Annotated in this window: 15 protein-coding genes; 6 read left to right on the top strand and 9 right to left on the bottom strand. The window is 60.9% G+C overall.

Features of this window, described 5'->3' with window-relative positions; genetic code table 11:
- Positions 1 to 26 precede the first annotated feature (26 nt).
- Positions 27 to 1,118 (bottom strand): chorismate synthase, encoded by a 1,092-nt coding sequence (gene aroC, locus CKW19_RS18245; protein ID WP_095059105.1) that lies wholly within the window; start codon positions 1,116 to 1,118, stop codon positions 27 to 29.
- An 83-nt stretch (positions 1,119 to 1,201) separates the two neighbouring features.
- Between aroC and CKW19_RS18240 the strand changes: the two genes are divergently transcribed.
- Positions 1,202 to 2,200 (top strand): alpha/beta hydrolase, encoded by a 999-nt coding sequence (locus tag CKW19_RS18240; protein ID WP_095059104.1) that lies wholly within the window; start codon positions 1,202 to 1,204, stop codon positions 2,198 to 2,200.
- A gap of 98 nt (positions 2,201 to 2,298) precedes the next feature.
- Positions 2,299 to 3,090: a hypothetical protein gene (locus tag CKW19_RS18235; protein WP_095059103.1), complete on the top strand. Its 792-nt coding sequence runs from the start codon at positions 2,299 to 2,301 to the stop codon at positions 3,088 to 3,090.
- Between the two features lie 20 nt (positions 3,091 to 3,110).
- Here the strand turns inward: CKW19_RS18235 and CKW19_RS18230 are convergent, their stop codons facing one another.
- The 3 genes from CKW19_RS18230 to CKW19_RS18220 are packed head-to-tail and all read right to left on the bottom strand — an operon-like array spanning position 3,111 to position 6,580.
- The gene (locus CKW19_RS18230; protein WP_095059102.1) at positions 3,111 to 3,962 is read right to left on the bottom strand and encodes a helix-turn-helix transcriptional regulator; all 852 of its coding nucleotides are present in this window, start codon (positions 3,960 to 3,962) and stop codon (positions 3,111 to 3,113) included.
- A 53-nt stretch (positions 3,963 to 4,015) separates the two neighbouring features.
- Entirely contained in the window at positions 4,016 to 5,434 is a 1,419-nt protein-coding gene (locus CKW19_RS18225; RefSeq protein WP_095059101.1) for an aminotransferase, read from the bottom strand.
- 39 nt (positions 5,435 to 5,473) lie between these two features.
- Positions 5,474 to 6,580, bottom strand: a complete 1,107-nt coding sequence (locus CKW19_RS18220; RefSeq protein WP_095059100.1) for a polyamine ABC transporter substrate-binding protein — start codon at positions 6,578 to 6,580, stop codon at positions 5,474 to 5,476.
- A 217-nt stretch (positions 6,581 to 6,797) separates the two neighbouring features.
- On the opposite strand from CKW19_RS18220, the gene CKW19_RS18215 reads away from it, so the two are divergent.
- From CKW19_RS18215 to CKW19_RS18200, 4 genes are all read left to right on the top strand, one after another.
- A complete protein-coding gene (locus tag CKW19_RS18215; RefSeq protein ID WP_095059099.1) occupies positions 6,798 to 7,580 on the top strand; it encodes an enoyl-CoA hydratase-related protein in 783 nt (260 codons plus the stop codon).
- A complete protein-coding gene (locus CKW19_RS18210) occupies positions 7,577 to 8,758 on the top strand; it encodes an acetyl-CoA C-acyltransferase family protein (RefSeq protein ID WP_095059098.1) in 1,182 nt (393 codons plus the stop codon). Before CKW19_RS18215 ends, CKW19_RS18210 begins: the two co-directional genes overlap by 4 nt.
- Positions 8,759 to 8,957: 199 nt before the next feature.
- Complete coding sequence (locus CKW19_RS18205; protein WP_095059097.1) at positions 8,958 to 10,079, top strand: HlyD family secretion protein; 1,122 nt, start codon at positions 8,958 to 8,960, stop codon at positions 10,077 to 10,079.
- The gene (locus CKW19_RS18200; protein ID WP_095059096.1) at positions 10,076 to 11,668 is read left to right on the top strand and encodes a DHA2 family efflux MFS transporter permease subunit; all 1,593 of its coding nucleotides are present in this window, start codon (positions 10,076 to 10,078) and stop codon (positions 11,666 to 11,668) included. Before CKW19_RS18205 ends, CKW19_RS18200 begins: the two co-directional genes overlap by 4 nt.
- Positions 11,669 to 11,689: 21 nt before the next feature.
- On the opposite strand, the gene CKW19_RS18195 is transcribed toward CKW19_RS18200, so the two are convergent.
- From CKW19_RS18195 to CKW19_RS18175, 5 genes are all read right to left on the bottom strand, one after another.
- A complete protein-coding gene (locus CKW19_RS18195) occupies positions 11,690 to 12,130 on the bottom strand; it encodes a carboxymuconolactone decarboxylase family protein (RefSeq protein WP_095059095.1) in 441 nt (146 codons plus the stop codon).
- A gap of 179 nt (positions 12,131 to 12,309) precedes the next feature.
- The gene (locus CKW19_RS18190) at positions 12,310 to 13,752 is read right to left on the bottom strand and encodes a mechanosensitive ion channel family protein (protein ID WP_095059094.1); all 1,443 of its coding nucleotides are present in this window, start codon (positions 13,750 to 13,752) and stop codon (positions 12,310 to 12,312) included.
- A gap of 212 nt (positions 13,753 to 13,964) precedes the next feature.
- A complete protein-coding gene (gene ycaC / locus CKW19_RS18185) occupies positions 13,965 to 14,591 on the bottom strand; it encodes an isochorismate family cysteine hydrolase YcaC (protein WP_095059093.1) in 627 nt (208 codons plus the stop codon).
- Positions 14,592 to 14,642: 51 nt separating this feature from the next.
- On the bottom strand, positions 14,643 to 15,326 hold the full coding sequence (locus tag CKW19_RS18180) for an isochorismatase family protein (protein ID WP_095059092.1): 684 nt from the start codon (positions 15,324 to 15,326) through the stop codon (positions 14,643 to 14,645).
- 94 nt (positions 15,327 to 15,420) lie between these two features.
- Positions 15,421 to 16,287 (bottom strand): pirin family protein, encoded by an 867-nt coding sequence (locus tag CKW19_RS18175; protein WP_095059091.1) that lies wholly within the window; start codon positions 16,285 to 16,287, stop codon positions 15,421 to 15,423.
- Between the last annotated feature and the right edge of the window lie 65 nt (positions 16,288 to 16,352).

Here is a 16,352-nt window from a genome sequence, read left to right as displayed (position 1 = left end):
GACAGCAGCGGCTTTGAGGTCAGCCATTAAAGCTGACCCAGCACCGGCGTGCTCACCCGCACATCGGCGTTCTGCCCACGGTGACGCAGCAGGTGGTCCATCAGCACGATGGCCATCATCGCTTCGGCAATCGGCGTGGCACGGATGCCGACACACGGGTCATGGCGACCCTTGGTGATGACCTCGACCGGGTTGCCATGGATGTCGATGGAGCGGCCCGGCGTGGTGATGCTCGAGGTTGGCTTCAACGCCAGGTGAGCGACGATTGGCTGACCGGAGGAAATACCGCCGAGAATGCCGCCAGCATTGTTGCTGAGGAAACCTTCCGGGGTCATTTCGTCACGATGTTCGGTGCCGCGCTGGGCGACGCTGGCGAAACCGGCGCCGATCTCAACGCCCTTGACCGCGTTGATGCTCATCAGCGCATGGGCCAGCTCCGCGTCGAGGCGGTCGAAAATCGGCTCGCCGAGGCCCGGCATCACACCTTCGGCCACCACGGTGATTTTCGCGCCGACCGAATCCTGGTCGCGACGCAGCTGGTCCATATAGGCCTCCAGCTCAGGCACTTTGTCCGGGTCCGGGCTGAAGAACGCGTTCTCTTCCACCGAATCCCAGGTCTTGAACGGGATTTCGATCGGTCCGAGCTGGCTCATGTAGCCGCGAATGACGATGCCCTGGCTGGCCAGGTACTTCTTCGCAATCGCACCGGCCGCCACGCGCATCGCGGTTTCACGGGCCGAACTGCGGCCGCCGCCGCGATAATCGCGCTCGCCGTATTTGTGATGGTAGGTGTAGTCGGCGTGGGCCGGGCGGAACAGATCCTTGATCGCCGAGTAGTCCTTGGACTTCTGGTCGGTGTTGCGGATCAGCAGGCCAATGGCGCAACCGGTGGTACGACCTTCGAACACACCCGAGAGGATTTCGACTTCGTCGGCTTCCTGGCGCTGGGTGGTGTGGCGGCTGGTGCCGGGCTTGCGGCGATCCAGGTCGCGCTGCAGATCCTCAAGGGAGATCTCCAGGCCCGGCGGACAGCCATCGACAATGGCGACCAACGCCGGACCATGGCTTTCGCCCGCGGTGGTGACAGTGAATAGCTTGCCGTAGGTATTGCCGGACATGCAGGACGCTCCGTGAAATGAACCTGAATACGTAATGCGCGCCAGTATACGCAGGCAACCCAAGTAGTTCATCCTCGAACCTTATGGGTGCCTGCGAGTCCAACCGGCACCTTGATCATGATGGCGTGATGATGCTGCGAGTTATAGCCTTGAGCCTTACCCTGATTTCCGGCTTCGCCCAGGCGACAGTCCTGCAACGACCGATCACATTGGATACCGGCGCAGGTGAGCTTTTCGGCTCGCTGTTGCTGCCCAAGTCCGACAACCCGGTACCGGTTGTCCTGCTGATTTCCGGCTCCGGTCCTACGGATCGCGACGGAAACAACACCGACGGCGGACGCAACGACAGTCTCAAACGGCTGGCCTGGGTGCTGGCCAAACACAACATTGCCAGCGTGCGTTATGACAAACGCGGCGTCGCGGCGAGCCTGGCGGCGACCCCGGACGAACGTAACCTGTCAATCGAAGCCTATGTGGCCGACGCCGAAGCCTGGGGGCGCAAGCTCAAATCCGATCCGCGCTTCGGCCAGTTGATTCTGCTCGGGCACAGCGAAGGGGCCTTGATCGCCAGCCTCGCTGCGCCGAGCGTCGATGCGGCGGGGGTGATTTCCTTGTCCGGCAGCGCCCGCCCCGTCGATGAGGTCATTCGTCAGCAGTTGAGCAATCGCCTGCCGCCCCCGCTGATGTTGCGCAGCAATGAATTGCTCGACAGCCTCAAAGCCGGGAAAACCGACCAAAACGTCCCGCCGCAGCTACAAGTGATTTTCCGTCCGAGCGTGCAGCCCTACCTGATTTCATTGTTCCGCCAGGACCCGGCCGCCGCGTTCTCCAAGCTGAAAATGCCGGCGCTGATCATTCAGGGCAGCAACGACATCCAGGTCGGCGTCAATGACGCACGGCTGCTCAAGGCGGCAAAAACGGATGCCGAACTGGTGGTGATCGAAGGCATGAACCACGTCCTGCGGATCGTACCCAACGACGTCAAACGTCAACTGGCCTCTTACAAAGATCCGAATTTGCCACTGGCGGCGGAGCTCGGCACCCGGATCATCGGATTTATTGACGGACTTCGCTCCAGTTAAGCGCTTTTTGCCCTCCAGTCCTGGGAAAAACGGCCGATAAGTCTTTGTCGCCAGCACACACGCTGGCGACAAGCAGAGCTTGGACAGGACTCGCCGCTATGACTGATACCCAGACCTCACCCGACACCCCCGCTGAAAAAGACGCACCGCCAGCGGTCGAGCTGCCCTGGGCGGATGTTCAGGCCGAGCACCACAAGATGCTCCGTCTCGCGCCCCTGCAGACCGATCGCAACACCGGCGGACGGCCTTTGCGCTTTGTCGAATTCGGCTACGCCGAGCGCAACGACAAGGAACGCAGCCTGATGCGCATGAGCATCAACCTGCCCGGCCAGCGTGTGCGCAAGGAACAGAATCATCTGGACGTCTGGGTCGATCACGTGGAAAAACGCGTGCATTTCGGGCCGGACACCGGTCTGCAGATTGAACCGATGAACCGCGGCATCGGCCGATTCATGGCGGCCCAAGGCATTGTTTGGGCGAAGAAGCGCTGGTCCGGCTACACCGTTGACGGCTCCGACCTGAACAACAAGGATGCGTTGAACGAAGACACGCGCCTGCGCCGCGATCACTTTTTGCGTGTGCACGGTTTCGACGTGGTCTACGCCGACGCCCAGCATTTGAAGGGCAGCGTCAAGGACGTGAAGGTCGGCGACCTGCTGACGGACTGGAACAGCGAAAAACTGCAGGTCGTGGAAATTCTCGAGGCGGCGCAGATGCTCCAGCAAGCCGAGCAGAACCTGGCCGAGCAGGAAGTCAAACTCAAGAAGCACGAAGAGAAAGTCAGCAAGTACAAGCGCGAAGACGCCGGACTGCGCTTCACCATTACCTGCCTGGTGGCGTTTGCGGTGTTTCAGGCCGGGTTGCTGATCTGGATCGCCACGCACCGATAACCGGTGTTGATCGTTCCCGCTCAGTGCTTGCGCAACCACTCGATGAACAGCGCAAACAGCTCCGACTGAGAGCCGACCTCCAGCTTCAGGTACAGGTTCTTGCGGTGCATGCGCACGGTTTCCGGCGAGATGTTCAATTGGCTCGCCGTGGACTTCACCGAGTGCCCGCGAAGGACCATGTGCGCCACTTCCCGCTCGCGCTCGGTCAGCAAATCACAACCAAACTGCTCGAACGCCGCCTGCACCCGGTGTTTGATATCGCCGCCCTCCCCGATTGCCTGTTGGCCTTGCAGCGCCTCGTTGCGCTGTAAGCCCCGACGCCCGAACTCGCTCACGAATTCGCGCACCAAGGGCTCGACCGCCCGCAGCAGATTCAATTGCTCGGCCCGCAGGATTTCCCCACCGAAGCCCTGGAACAGACTGACCGAGATCTGGCTGTCATGGCCGGTGTCGACCAGGTAGAAACTGTCTTCGGAGCTGCCGGCCTTCAGGTAGTAAGTCTTGTAGTACTCACTGTCGAAAAAGTTGTCCGGGGCGATTTCTTCCAGGTGGTAGAACCCTTGCGCCAGACCCTGCTCGACCGCCAGGCAGAACGGATCGAGCAAGTAGCCCCCGGTAAAATAACGGTCGATGATCGAGTCGCGGTACTGCTCGGCAATGCCGCGCTGATACAGCAATTGCGGCGGCCGATCCTTGTGCTCAAGGCTGATCATCACCGATTCGATGCCCACCAGATGCCCGAACGCCGACGCCAGGTGGCGCAGGGCGTCGGGTTCATCGATGTGGGCGAAGGCTTCGCGCATGTCGCCGTGCCAGCGGTGCAAGGCGCCAAAGGTCAGGGCTACCAACGTATCGTCTTGTGCTTTGCTCATGCCCCGCAGTCTAGCGGGTGAGCCGGCCCTTGGTAACCGTGCGCCGGGCAAAGTCATTGCCCGCCATACTGACCGCTGGCCTGAAGCTCGGCCGCCACTTCCAGGATGCACTGGCGCAGGGTCTCGACGATTTCATCGACCTGGACAAACGTCAAAATCAGCGGCGGCGACATCACGTTGAGGTGCAGAATCGGCCGCACCAGCAAGCCCCGGGCCTGCGCCCTCACGTGAATTTTCTCGCCGATGTTGATCTCGTCGGCAAACAGCGCCTTGGTGCGTTTATCGGCGACGAACTCTACGCAGGCCATGAGTTTCTTGCAGCGCACGTCACCCACCAGCGGCAGGTCCCGCAGGGTCGCCAGGCGTTCTTCGAGGTAGGCGCCAACGGTGTCGACATGGGCCAGCAGGTTTTCCCGCTCGATGATTTCAATGTTCTTCAGCGCCGCCGTGCAGCACACCGGATGGCCGCTGTAGGTGAAACCGTGGGTGAAGCAGCGGCCCTTGCCCGGTTCGGCGATGACTTTCCAGATGCGGTCGGAAAAGATGCAGGCGCCCAGCGGCAGGTAAGCCGAGGTCAGGCCCTTGGCCGTGGTGATGATGTCGGGCTGCACGTCGAACACATCATAAGAGGCAAAGAATTTGCCCAGGCGTCCGAACGAGGTCACCACTTCGTCGGCGACGAACAGAATGTCGTAGCGCTGGCAGACGTCCCACATGCGCTTGAGATAACCCTGGGGCGGAATGATCACCCCGCCCGAGCCCATGATCGGTTCGGCGAAGAAACCGGCGACCTTGTCCGCGCCAATCGAGAGGATCTTGTCTTCGAACTCCTTGACCAGGAATTCGAGAAACTGCGCCTCGTCCATGCCGTCCGGGGCGCGGTACGGATTCGGGTTGGAGACGTGGTGGATCAACGGGTTGGCGTAATCGAACTCCGGCACCCGGTCGGCGGCCTTGTTGCCGATCGACATGGTCAGCGTGGTCGAGCCGTGATAGGCGTTGAAGCGCGCGATGATGTGCTTCTTTTCCGGTTTGCCGCGGCAGTTCTGGTAGTACTGGATCAGCCGGTAGGCGGTGTCCACCGCGGTGGAGCCGCCGGTGGTGAGGAACACATGATCGAGGTCACCGGGGGCCAGGCTGGCGAGTTTCTCGCACAACTGGATCGCCACGTTGTTCGACATGTCGGAAAACGGATTCGAGTAGGCCAGTTGCCGCACCTGATCAGCGATGGCCTCGGCCATTTCCTCGCGGCCCAGCCCGATGTTGGTGCACCACATCCCGCCCACGGCATCGAGAAAGCGGTTGCCCTGGCTGTCATAGATGTAGGCGCCGTCGCCAGCGACGATGTTCAGCGAGCCTTGTTCGGCGTGCTCGTCGAACACGTGGTAGCCGTGCATGTGATGAGCCTTGTCGGCCTTGACCAGCCGGGACTCGTCCGCCGGCGAAAGAACGGTGCGTGTTGGCGTCGCCATAAGTAAACCTCTAACCGAATTGACTAACGATCGAACAAATCAGATCCCGCTTTTTACCGTGCTCCAGACCCGGGTCATGGCGCGCATGTCCTTGGCGTCCTGGGTTTTCTGCGGAAACAGGCGTTCGCGGGTTTGCGCATCGGGGTAAATGGCCGGGTTGTTGCGCACGTCGGCATTCAACAAGGGCGTGGCTGCCGCGTTGCTGTTGGCGTAATTGATGTAGTCACTGACGTCGGCCATCACCTGCGGCTGCATCAGGTATTCCAGAAACTTGTGAGCGTTGGCGACGTGGGGCGCGTCGGCCGGGATGTACAGGTTGTCGAACCAGATCAGCGAGCCTTCCTTGGGAATGAAGTACGCAAGGTCGATCTTTTTCTTCGCTTCTGCGGCGCGGGCCATGGCGGTGGCGTAGTCGCCGGACCAGGTCATGGCCATGCACACATCGCCATTGGGCAGGCTGGTCAGGTAATTGACCGAGTCGAATTTGCGGATGAACGGCCTGACCGACAGCAGCAGCGCCTGCGCGGCTTTGAGATCCGCCGGGGCGGCGCTGCCCGGATCACGTCCCAGATACTTCAGGGCCATGGGAATGACTTCGGTCGGCGCATCAAGCAAGGTCACGCCACAATCGGCGAAGCGCGAGATGATCTTCGGATCGAAAATCATCGCCAGCGAGCCGATCGGCGCGTCCGGCATGCGTTCCTTGATTTTGTCGACGTTGTAAGTGACGCCGTTACTGCCCCAGGTGTACGGCGCAGAGTACGTGGTGCCCGGATCGAACCCCTGCAAATCCTCCAGGACTTTCGGGTCCAGGTTGGTCCAGCCCGGCAGCTGTTTCTTGTCCAGCGGCTGGAACACCTTGGACTTGATTAACGGAGGCGCGAGGGACGCGTTCAACACAATCAAGTCATAGCCGGAGTGGCCGGTCAGCAACTTGGCCTGCACCGTTTCGTACGCATCAAAGGTGTCGTAGATGACTTTGATGCCGGTGGCCTTCTCAAAATCCGCCAGGGTATTTTCACCAATGTAATCCGCCCAGTTGTACAGCCGCAGCGTATTGGCGTCGTTCACCTCGGCGGCGTAGGCGTTGAGGGTCAGCGGTACAACAAACAGACTGGAAATCACCTTAAGCAGTGTCTTGCCCATAGCAAATGCACCTTATCAAGCGAGTTCGGCTCTGGATGAGCGGATGTGCTCACTATTGGTGGATTCGCTGGGCGGCACCATACCCCGAATGGGTGTGTGCACTGTTTTGTGCAGCGGCATGGCAAAAAGCGGCAGTGCAGTTGACCCGTTTAGCCATAGATCCCGGCTTTGCCGGGCGCTTAAAGTGGCGGCCTGATTCGACCACCCTGGGCATTCGATGACTGACCTGATCAAACACGAGCAATGTGACGGCGTTCTGACGCTGACGCTTGACCGTCCCGACAAGCTCAATGCGCTGAACAACGCCATGTACACGCAGCTGGCCGATCTGTTGCTGGCCGCTGACGAGGACGAGCTGACGGGTGTGATCATCCTCACCGGTGGCCCGAGCTGTTTTACCAGTGGCAATGACCTGGTGGATTTTCTCCAGCATCCGCCGACGCATCTGGACAGCCCGGCGTTCCGTCTGATGAAGGTGGTCACCCGTCTGCAAAAACCGCTGATTGCCGCGGTGTGCGGGGCGGCCGTCGGTATCGGCACTACACTGCTGCTGCATTGCGATCAGGTGTTGGTCACCCGTAACGCCAAACTGCGCATGCCATTCGTCAACCTGGGCCTGTGCCCTGAATTCGGCGCCAGCCTGCTGCTGCCCCGTCGACTCGGCCACGCCCGCGCCGCACGTCTGCTGTTGCTGGGCGATAGCCTTGATGGCAACGAAGCGGCGGCACTGGGCCTGGCCAATGAGGCCTTCGACGACGGCGTACAATGCCTGGCGGCGGCGACAAAAATTGCCCAACGCTTTCTGGCGATGCCCCAGCAAGCCTTGCGCCAATCGCGACAACTGATGAAACAGGCGTCCCTGGAAGAACTGGAAGCCACCCTGCGCGAAGAAAACCTGCTGTTTATCGCGCGCCTGAATACCGATGAGGCCAAAACGGCCTTGAACGCCTTGCTCAATCGCAGCACAGAAAAGCATTCACCGAGAGGAAACCAGCCATGAACACCCCGGAAATCTACGTCGTCAGCGCCGCCCGTACCGCCATCGGTACTTTCGGTGGTTCGCTCAAGGACGTGCCACTGGCCGACCTGGCAACCACGGCTGTAAAAGCCGCCCTGCAAAAGGCTGCCGTGGACCCGGCGCTCGTTGGCCATCTGGTGATGGGCAATGTGATCGCGACCGAAACCCGCGACGCCTACATATCCCGCGTTGCCGCGATGAACGCCGGCATCCCGAAAGAAACCCCGGCCTACAACGTCAACCGCCTCTGCGGTTCGGGCCTGCAAGCCATCATTAACGCCGCGCAGACGCTGATGCTCGGCGATGCCGACATCGTCGTCGGCGCCGGTGCCGAATCCATGAGCCGTGGCCCGTACCTGATGCCGGCCGCCCGTTGGGGTTCGCGCATGGGTAACGCCCAGGTCATCGACTACATGCTCGGCATCCTGCATGACCCGTTCCATGGCATCCACATGGGCATCACTGCCGAAAACGTCGCAGCACGCAACGGCATCACCCGCGAAATGCAGGACGCCCTGGCGTTTGAAGATCAGCAACGTGCGGCCCACGCGATTGCCAACGGCTACTTCAGCGAGCAGATCGCGACCGTGGAAATCCAGGATCGCAAAGGCGTCAAACTGTTCAACGTCGACGAGCACCCACGCGCCACGTCCCTGGAACAACTGGCGGGCATGAAGCCTGCGTTCAAGAAGGACGGCTCGGTCACCGCCGGCAACGCTTCGGGTCTGAACGACGGCGCCGCCGCGCTGGTCATGGCCACCGGTGCTGCGGTTCAGGGCAACAACCTGAAACCACTCGCTCGTCTGGTCAGCTACGCCCACGCGGGCGTTGAGCCTGAGCTGATGGGCCTGGGCCCGATCCCGGCCACCCGCCTGGCGCTCAAGCGCGCCGGTCTGACCGTCGCCGACCTGGACGTGATCGAAGCCAACATCGCCTTCGCCGCCCAGGCCTGCGCCGTCAGCCAGGAACTGGACCTCGACCCGGCCAAGGTCAACCCGAACGGTTCGGGCATCGCCCTGGGCCACCCGGTCGGCGCAACCGGCGCGATCATCGCCACCAAAGCCATCCACGAACTGCATCGCACTGGCGGCCGTTACGCGCTGGTGACCATGTGCATCGGTGGCGGCCAAGGCATCGCCGCGATTTTCGAACGCGTTTAACCCATCAGGTTAACGCGAACCTTGTGGTGAGGGAGCTTGCTCCCTCGCCACACTTGATCACCTAAAGAGTCCTGTTCCGGCAGTTCCCCCTCTTCTCTCGGCCCACACCTGACGACCGGCAACAAAAAACAATTGCCACTAAATATTACCTACATCATATTACAGTCGCAATCAAAACTGATTCCGACAGGTAATCCCCATGACCAGCATGCCCACCGTTGAACCTGACCTGGCCTCCCCGGTGAAGCCCGCAAAACCACCGCTGCACAAACGCCTGCTGCTGCCGACACTGGGTATCGCGGCATTGGTGCTGGCCGGTGTGTACGGCACGCACTGGTGGACGGCCGGGCGTTTCATCGAAGAAACCGACGATGCCTACATCGGTGGCGACGTGACGGTAATCGGGCCCAAAGTCGCGGGTTACATCGATGAAGTGCTGGTGAGCGACAACCAGAAGGTCAAGGCCGGTGACGTGTTGATCCGCCTCGATGCGCGAGACTATCGCGCACACCTCGCCAAGGCAGAAGGCGCCGTCGCGGCCGAAGAGGCGTTGCTCGCCAACCTCGACGCAACCGAACAACTGCAACAAGCCGTCATCGGCCAGGCCCGGGCCGGCATTGATGCCGCCGGGGCTGAAACCTCCCGTTCCCGGGACGACGATGCGCGTTACAAAAAACTGGTCACCACCAACGCCGTCTCGGTGGAAAGCGCGCAACGGGCCAACGCCACGTTCAAGACCGCACAGGCCCAAAGCAACCGCGCCCAAGCCGAACTGCTGGCTACGCAACGCCAGTTGAATGTGATCGCCACTCAAAAACAGCAGGCCCGCGCGGCGTTGACTCAAGCAAAAGCCGAACGCGATCTGGCGCAGTTGAATGTTGAATTCACCGAACTGCGGGCACCGGTCGATGGTGTGATCGGCAACCGTCGAGCGCGGGTTGGCGCCTATGCCCAGGCCGGGTCGCAATTGCTCTCGGTGGTGCCGGCCAGCGGTTTGTGGGTCGACGCCAACTTCAAGGAAGACCAACTGGCGCACATGATCCCGGGGCAACGGGTGGTGATTCATGCCGACGTGCTCTCGGGGCAGGAATTCCACGGTCATCTGGACAGCCTCGCCCCCGCCAGCGGTTCGCAATTCAGTGTGCTGCCGCCGGAAAACGCCACCGGCAACTTCACCAAGATCGTGCAACGGGTGCCGGTGCGCATTCACCTCGATCCGGCCGACAGCCTGCTCGGTCACCTGCGTCCCGGCCTGTCGGTGACCGCTGAAGTCGACACTCGCAAGGCACCTGAAACCCCTTCCGTGGCCAGCGCACCATGAACCGCGCCCTCGCCGTCCCGGCGCAGCCGTTCGATGCGGCGAGCATGGCGACCGGGACCAAAGTCTTTGCCTTCGCCACCATGTGCATCGGCATGTTCATTGCGCTGCTGGATATCCAGATTGTCTCGGCGTCATTGCGCGACATCGGCGGCGGGCTCTCTGCGGGCACTGATGAAACGGCCTGGGTGCAGACCAGCTACCTGATCGCCGAAATCATCGTGATTCCGCTGTCCGGTTGGCTGTCCCGGGTATTTTCCACACGCTGGCTGTTTTGCGCGTCGGCGGTGGGTTTCACCCTGACCAGCCTGTTGTGCGGCGCCGCCTGGAACATCCAGAGCATGATTGCCTTTCGCGCCCTGCAAGGCTTTCTCGGCGGCTCGATGATTCCGCTGGTGTTCACCACGGCATTCTTTTTCTTCACCGGCAAGCAACGGGTGATTGCTGCCGCCACCATCGGCGCCGTGGCATCGCTGGCCCCGACCCTCGGTCCGGTGATCGGCGGCTGGATCACTGACATCTCGTCCTGGCACTGGCTGTTCTACATCAACCTCGTCCCAGGGATTTTCGTCGCGGTGGCCGTGCCGATGCTGGTGAAAATCGATCAACCGGAGTTGTCACTGCTCAAAGGTGCGGACTACTTGAGCATGGTGTTTCTGGCGCTGTTCCTCGGCTGCCTGGAATACACCCTCGAAGAAGGCCCGCGCTGGAACTGGTTCAGTGACCACACGATTGTGACCACGGCGTGGATCAGCGGCCTCGCTGGGCTGGCGTTCATCGGCCGGACCTTGCACGTGGCCAACCCGATTGTCGATCTGCGGGCCTTGAAGGATCGCAACTTCGCCCTCGGTTGTTTCTTCTCGTTTGTCACCGGCATCGGCCTGTTCGCCACCATTTACCTGACGCCGCTGTTCCTCGGCCGGGTGCGTGGCTATGGCGCGCTGGACATTGGCCTGGCGGTTTTCTCCACCGGGGTGTTCCAGATCATGGCGATTCCGCTGTATGCCTTTCTGGCCAACCGCGTGGATCTGCGCTGGATCATGATGACCGGCCTTGGGTTGTTCGCGTTGTCGATGTGGGATTTCAGCCCGATCACCCATGACTGGGGGGCCAAAGAACTCATGCTGCCGCAAGCCTTGCGTGGCATTGCCCAGCAATTGGCGGTGCCGCCAGCGGTGACCTTGACCCTCGGTGGTTTGGCACCGGCGCGGCTCAAACATGCGTCGGGCTTGTTCAACCTGATGCGCAATCTGGGTGGCGCCATTGGCATCGCCGCGTGCGCGACCATTCTCAATGACCGCACCAACCTGCATTTCACGCGGCTGGCGGAAAACCTCAACAGCACCAACGAAGCACTCTACCAATGGCTGTCCCAGGTCGGCAACAACTTCGCCGCCCTCGGCCAGGGCGGCGACGTCGGCGTCACTGCCGCCCTGCATCAACTGTGGTTGCTGACTTATCGCGAAGCGCAGACACAAACCTACGGCGACGCGTTTCTGATGATCATGGTCTGCTTCATCATCGCCACGGCCATGGTGCCGCTGATGCGCAAGGTACAACCTCCAGCCGCGCCGAGTGCCGATGCTCATTGAACCTCGGCCCCCTTGTCGACATCAGGCCTGAGGGGTTTTGCGGAAACCGACGGCCAGACGGTTCCAGCTGTTGATGGTGCTGATCGCCACGCTCAGATCGACCATTTCCTTGGGCGTGAACTGGGCGCTGACCACTTCGTAGTCTTCGTCCGGCGCGTGGGTCAGGCTGAGCTGGGTCAGGGATTCGGTCCAGAGCAGCGCGGCACGTTCGCGGTCGCTGAAGAACGGCGCCTCGCGCCACGCCGTTACGGCGAACAGGCGACGCGGGGTTTCGCCACCCTTGATTGCGTCGCTGGTGTGCATGTCGATGCAGAAGGCGCAGCCGTTGATCTGCGAAGCCCGCAGCTTGACCAGTTCAATCAGGTTTTTTTCCAGCGGCAGCTTCGACACTGCGGTTTCCAACCCGATCATCGCTTTGAGGGCATCAGGGGACGCGGTGTAGAAATCGATACGCGGTTGCATGGTCTGCTCCAGGGCAAGTGGGTGTGTGACTACGTTAGCCCCCCGCCCCGGTTGCACAAATAGCCAATATTCCAGAAGTCGAGGAGGCCATTGGGTTTTGCTCACTGCCGTCATCGCGAGCACAGGAAAACGCGGTCAAATGTGGGAGCGATCCGCGCAGCGGCCATTCACCAGCAAATTCAGACCCGATTGCGCAGCCACTGCAAAAAGCCTTTTTTCTCCACCATCGCCGGCAAATCCTGAGTCAGGGTTTTCGCTTTGTGCAACCGGTAATCGAGCAAGGTTTTCATCGCATCGCCGATGTCGTGACGGGCATCCAGGCATGGCTTGAGGTACGACTTTTCGATGCGGTACAAGCCACAAAAGGTCTTGGCGGTAAACTGCGCGGGCACCGAACTGTCGTCCAGGATGCCGGCCTCGCCAATCACTTCACCCGGCCCCATGCGCCCGGATTCGAACGGTTCACCGTGCCGGGTCAGCGTCACCGTCACCACCCCCGACTCGATGATGAACAAGTGATCACTGACCTCCCCCGCCTCCAGGATCGTTTCGCCGGCACGAAAGGTTTGCAGCGACATGTTCTGGCTGAAGGTGTCTTTTTCTTCCTGGCGCAACGTAGAGAAAATCGGCGAACTGTCGAGCAGTGCCCGGGGCCGCGACAGGCTGCCCGACAGCGTGGGCTCGACGCTCGACAACAGGTTGACCCCGGAGGCCTGCAAGTGCCGGTACGCCAGGTCGAACAGCTGATTACGCACCGTGCGTTTCTCGCTCATGGACGCAACAAACCCGCTGATTTCGTATTCCACACCCGTGCTGCCGGAGCTTTTCAGCGCGACGTTCGGTGCGGGCGTATCCAACAGGAAACGGCAGCCTTGCATGGCGCGCTCAAGGGCATCGATCACCGTATTCGGCCGCGCATGGGGGCTCACTTGAAGGGTGATGGAAACACCAAACATATCGCTCGGGCGGCTGAAGTTGATGATTTTGGCCTTGGCGGCCAATGAGTTGGGAATCACCGCCAGGCTGCCTTGGGCGGTTTGCAGGCGCGTGGCCCGCCAGTCGATGTCGGTGACCCGGCCTTCGGTGCCGTCGATGGAGATCCAGTCATCCAGTTGATAGGGTTTGGTGGTGTTCAGGACGATCCCGGAGAACACGTCGCTGAGGGTGCTCTGCAAGGCCAGACCGACGATGATCGCCAATGCGCCGGAGGTCGCCAGCACGCCTTTGACCGGCAGTTCGAGCACGTAGGCCAGCGCGGCGATGACCGCAATCAGGAAAATTACCGCGCCAAGCAAATCCTGAAGCAGCCGCCCGGTGTGCCCGACCCGTTGCATCATCACGGCGCCGATCAACACGGTCAGGGTCCGCGCGCCGAACAGCCACCAACCGATCTGCAAACCGGTGGCCGCCAAATGCAGGGGCACGTTGTCAGGCCACGGCGCGGGCTCCAGCGGATTGAGGCCCTCGTTGAACAGCAGAAAACTGAACAGCGCAAAAATCACCACCCGCACCAACAGCCGCCAGGCACTGCCCGTCGCACTGAGCAAGCGCCACAAACCCAGGTCGATCAGGATCAGCAACATCGCGCAGATCAGCGGGTGTTCGGTGAGCAATGACAGCATCAAGCAACTCCAGCAAAGGCCAATGACGGGGAAATCGAACAGATTGGCCATAGTGTAGGAGCAATTGATTCGGCGGGATTCGGCAAGCATCACAAAAACAAATGTGGGAGCGAGCCTGCTCGCGAAGACGGCCTGACAGTCACTGCAACAGTGTCTGTTCTACCGTCATCGCGAGCAGGCTCACTCCCACAGGGGAACGTGTGTTGGCTGGATTACTTGTTGTTGGCCAGTGTGTTGTAGCTGGTCATCAGGTTGCGATAATCCGGGATGTGGTTGGAGAACAAGGTCCCCAGCCCTTCAACGTCGTTGCGCCAGTCGCGGTGCAGTTCACAGGCCAGGCCGAACCAGGTCATCAGTTGCGCGCCCTGAGCGGTCATGCGGCTCCACGCCGATTCCCGGGTCAGTTCGTTGAAGGTGCCTGACGCGTCGGTAACCACGAACACCTCAAAACCTTCGGCCAGGGCCGAGAGGGCCGGGAACGCCACGCACACCTCAGTTACCACACCGGCGATGATGAGTTGCTTCTTGCCGGTGGCCTTGATCGCCTTGACGAAATCTTCATTGTCCCAGGCGTTGATCTGGCCCGGGCGAGCGATGTACGGCGCGTCTGGAAAGAGTGCCTTTAGCTCCGGCACCAGCGGGCCGTTGGGGCCGGTTTCGAAACTGGTGGTGAGGATGGTCGGCAGCTTGAAGTACTTGGCCAGGTCGGCCAGGGCCAGCACGTTGTTCTTGAAACGATCCGGGTCGATGTCGCGCACCAGCGACAGCAGGCCCGCCTGATGATCAACCATCAAAACCGCGGCGTTATCCTTGTCGAGACGCTTGTAGGAAGTGGTCATTGCAGTAGTCCTCGCGTGTTATCGATGCCGAAGTCGGCGTGGGGATTTCGATCAGCGCTGCGAATCCAGCACTTCGTGTTCGTTCGCGACTTGCTGAGCCTTGAGGTAGCTTTCGATCAGCAATTGATAGTGCGGCATGGCCTGGGCGTAGACGGCGGCCCACTCTTCAGCATCCGGACGGTTCCAGGAACCTTGCAACTCGGAAAGCGTAGCCATGATATCGATCGGCACAACCCCGGCCTGAGCCAAACGCGCGATTGTCAGATCAGTGGCCAGTTTCGAGTGATTGCCCGAAGCGTCGACCACGGCAAACACTTTGTAGCCTTCGTGCACCGCCGCGATGGACGGGAATGCCAGGCAAACGCTGGTCAGGGTGCCGGCGATCACCAGGGTTTTCTTGCCGGTGGCTTTGACGGCGGCGTGAAACTCCGGGTTGTCCCAAGCGTTGATTTCACCTTTGCGCGCCACGTACTGCGCATGGGGCGCGGCTTCATGGATTTCCGGTATCAACGGCCCGTTCGGCCCTTGCGGTACGGAAGCAGTGGTGATCACCGGCATCTTGAGCAAGGTCGCAGCCTTGGCCAGGGCAATGGCGTTGGCGCGTAATTGCGGTACGTCCATGTCCTTGACGATCTGGAACAGTCCGCTCTGGTGATCGATCAACAGCATGGCGCTGTCGTTGGGGTCGATGGTCGGTTTCTGGCCGTTGAAGTTGGCCGCGTTGACGGTGTTCATGAGCGTTTCCTCTTTCGTTTGGGCAACAGCCATCCCTGGCCTGAAAACCGGCCTACTCATCCTGTGTAGCGTCGGGTTATGGAAGGGCTACGGATTAACCGTGCATCTGGCCGAAGCGGCCGGACTGAAAGTCGGCGAAGGCCTGGTGGATTTCCTGCTCGGTGTTCATCACGAACGGACCATGGCCGACGATTGGCTCGTCGATCGGTTCGCCGCTGAGCAGCAACACCACCGCGTCACCATTGGCTTCGAGGGTCAACTGACTGCCATCGCGTTCAAGCAGGGCCAACTGGCCCTCGCGCATCAGTTCCAGCCCATTGACCTGAACCGTGCCGCGCAGCACCACCAAGGCTGTGTTGCGACCTTCGTGCAGGTCCAGTGTCAGCAACTTGCCGCCGTTGAGGCGCAGATCCCAGACATCGATCGGCGTGAACGTGCGCGACGGGCCGGTATGGCCGTCGAACTCACCGGCGATCAGGCGCAGGCTGCCGGCGTTGTCTTTCAAGGCGATGTTCGGGATGTCGCCATCGAGGATCGTCTGGTAACCGGGCTCGGCCATTTTGTCCTTGGCCGGCAGGTTGACCCACAGTTGCACCATCTCCAGGGTGCCACCGCTTTTGGCGAAATTTTCGGAGTGGAACTCCTCATGCAGGATGCCCGACGCGGCGGTCATCCATTGCACGTCGCCGGGGCCGATCTTGCCGCCACTGCCAGTGGAGTCGCGATGTTCGACTTCACCCTTGTAAACGATAGTCACGGTTTCGAAGCCGCGGTGCGGATGCTGACCAACGCCACGTCGCTCGGTGGTCGGGGTGAATTCAGCGGGGCCGGCGTGATCGAGCAGCAGAAACGGGCTGATGTGCTTTCCCAGGTTGTCGTAGGAAAACAGCGTGCGGACCGGAAAACCGTCGCCTACCCAATGGGTCCGTGGGCTGGTGTAGATACCGATGATGTTTTTCATGGTGTCTCCTGATGAGGTGAGTGAAGCCATGGACAAAGCTTAAAACCGTGACCTTTGATGCGCTA

The organism is Pseudomonas sp. Irchel s3f7, assembly GCF_900187615.1.
In the GTDB taxonomy this organism is placed as follows: domain Bacteria; phylum Pseudomonadota; class Gammaproteobacteria; order Pseudomonadales; family Pseudomonadaceae; genus Aquipseudomonas.
This window is presented reverse-complemented; position numbering and strand designations above follow the sequence as displayed.

Coding starts and splice junctions, on each gene's coding strand:
- CKW19_RS18240 (WP_095059104.1), top strand. CDS start 1,202: ATGGGTGCCTGCGAGTCCAACCGGCACCTTGATCATGATGGCGTGATG.
- CKW19_RS18195 (WP_095059095.1), bottom strand. CDS start 12,130: ATGCAACCGCGTATCGATTTCTACACCGCGTCCCCTGATGCCCTCAAA.
- CKW19_RS18190 (WP_095059094.1), bottom strand. CDS start 13,752: ATGCTGTCATTGCTCACCGAACACCCGCTGATCTGCGCGATGTTGCTG.
- CKW19_RS18215 (WP_095059099.1), top strand. CDS start 6,798: ATGACTGACCTGATCAAACACGAGCAATGTGACGGCGTTCTGACGCTG.
- CKW19_RS18205 (WP_095059097.1), top strand. CDS start 8,958: ATGACCAGCATGCCCACCGTTGAACCTGACCTGGCCTCCCCGGTGAAG.
- aroC (WP_095059105.1), bottom strand. CDS start 1,118: ATGTCCGGCAATACCTACGGCAAGCTATTCACTGTCACCACCGCGGGC.
- CKW19_RS18220 (WP_095059100.1), bottom strand. CDS start 6,580: ATGGGCAAGACACTGCTTAAGGTGATTTCCAGTCTGTTTGTTGTACCG.
- CKW19_RS18225 (WP_095059101.1), bottom strand. CDS start 5,434: ATGGCGACGCCAACACGCACCGTTCTTTCGCCGGCGGACGAGTCCCGG.
- CKW19_RS18210 (WP_095059098.1), top strand. CDS start 7,577: ATGAACACCCCGGAAATCTACGTCGTCAGCGCCGCCCGTACCGCCATC.
- CKW19_RS18200 (WP_095059096.1), top strand. CDS start 10,076: ATGAACCGCGCCCTCGCCGTCCCGGCGCAGCCGTTCGATGCGGCGAGC.
- CKW19_RS18175 (WP_095059091.1), bottom strand. CDS start 16,287: ATGAAAAACATCATCGGTATCTACACCAGCCCACGGACCCATTGGGTA.
- CKW19_RS18180 (WP_095059092.1), bottom strand. CDS start 15,326: ATGAACACCGTCAACGCGGCCAACTTCAACGGCCAGAAACCGACCATC.
- CKW19_RS18230 (WP_095059102.1), bottom strand. CDS start 3,962: ATGAGCAAAGCACAAGACGATACGTTGGTAGCCCTGACCTTTGGCGCC.
- CKW19_RS18235 (WP_095059103.1), top strand. CDS start 2,299: ATGACTGATACCCAGACCTCACCCGACACCCCCGCTGAAAAAGACGCA.
- ycaC (WP_095059093.1), bottom strand. CDS start 14,591: ATGACCACTTCCTACAAGCGTCTCGACAAGGATAACGCCGCGGTTTTG.